The sequence below is a fragment of the Pseudomonas uvaldensis genome, from assembly GCF_021271205.1.
In the GTDB taxonomy this organism is placed as follows: Bacteria; Pseudomonadota; Gammaproteobacteria; order Pseudomonadales; family Pseudomonadaceae; genus Aquipseudomonas; species Aquipseudomonas uvaldensis.
This window is the reverse complement of sequence record NZ_JAIWKS010000039.1, coordinates 1-1,060: the sequence shown is the minus strand read 5'-3', so window position 1 is coordinate 1,060 and position 1,060 is coordinate 1. Positions and strand designations below refer to the sequence as shown.

The window sequence follows — 1,060 nt, the reverse complement described above, 5'->3', positions numbered from 1 at the left end:
GGGCACCGTCGCCACCACGCGATCGATCGCATCCTGGGTCAGGTCCACCAGCGCCAGCAGGTCCGGGGTAATGTGTTCGCAATCGGCCGGAATACGGTTGGCCGGCACGCGGATTTCCTTGCCACTGCCCACCGCCGCCGCCAGCGCCGCCAGGGTTGGCTGGCTGAACAGCACGCGCACGTCGGCGCTCAGACCGGCCTGGCGCATGCGCTCGATCAGCGTCACCGCCAGCAGCGAGTGACCGCCCAGTTCGAAGAAGTGGTCATGCCGCCCGACCTGCTCGATCTTCAGCACATCGGCCCAGATCTGCGCCAGGGTGATCTCGACCTCGCCTTGCGGGGCTGCATATTCGCGGCTGGCATAGGCCTCGGCATCCGGCGCCGGCAAGGCGCGGCGGTCCAGTTTGCCGTTGGCGGTCAGCGGGAAGGAGGACAGCACGACAAAGGCGCTCGGCACCATGTATTCGGCCAGGGTGCTGGCCAATTGGCTGCGCAGGTCATGCACCGACAGGGTGATGCCCGGCTCGGGAATCACATAGCCCACCAGGCGCTTGGGCCCGGTTTCGTCCTGCCGGGCCAGGACCACGGCGTCTTTTACGCCGGCACATTGACCCAAGCGGGCCTCGATTTCGCCCAGTTCGATACGGAAACCGCGGATCTTCACTTGGTCGTCGTTGCGGCCCAGGTAATCCACGGCACCGTCCGCACGCCAGCGCGCCAGGTCGCCGGTGCGATAGAGCACGGCCTGCGGATCGGCGCTGAACGGGTCGGCAACGAACTTCTCGGCGGTCAGCTCCGGACGGTTCAGGTACCCTTTCGCCACGCCGTCGCCACCGATGTACAGCTCGCCGGCCACGCCCACTGGCACAGGCTGTTGATGAGCATCCAGCACGTAGACCCGGCTGTTGCCGACAGGACGGCCAATGGGAATACCGCCCTCGCCCACGCTTCTGATTTCATGGGTGGTGGTGAAGGTGGTGGCTTCAGTCGGGCCGTAGCCGTTGAGCAGGTGCTGCGGCGCGCCTTCCTTCAGCACTCGACCGATCACCGCCGGATCGAGT

1 protein-coding gene is annotated in these 1,060 nt (G+C 66.4%); it reads right to left on the bottom strand.

Translation table 11 applies throughout. The features are described from left to right. Positions 1-1,060, bottom strand: a 1,060-nt coding sequence (locus LCU97_RS26475) for an AMP-binding protein (RefSeq protein WP_232778211.1), incomplete at both ends; no start/stop codon positions are given.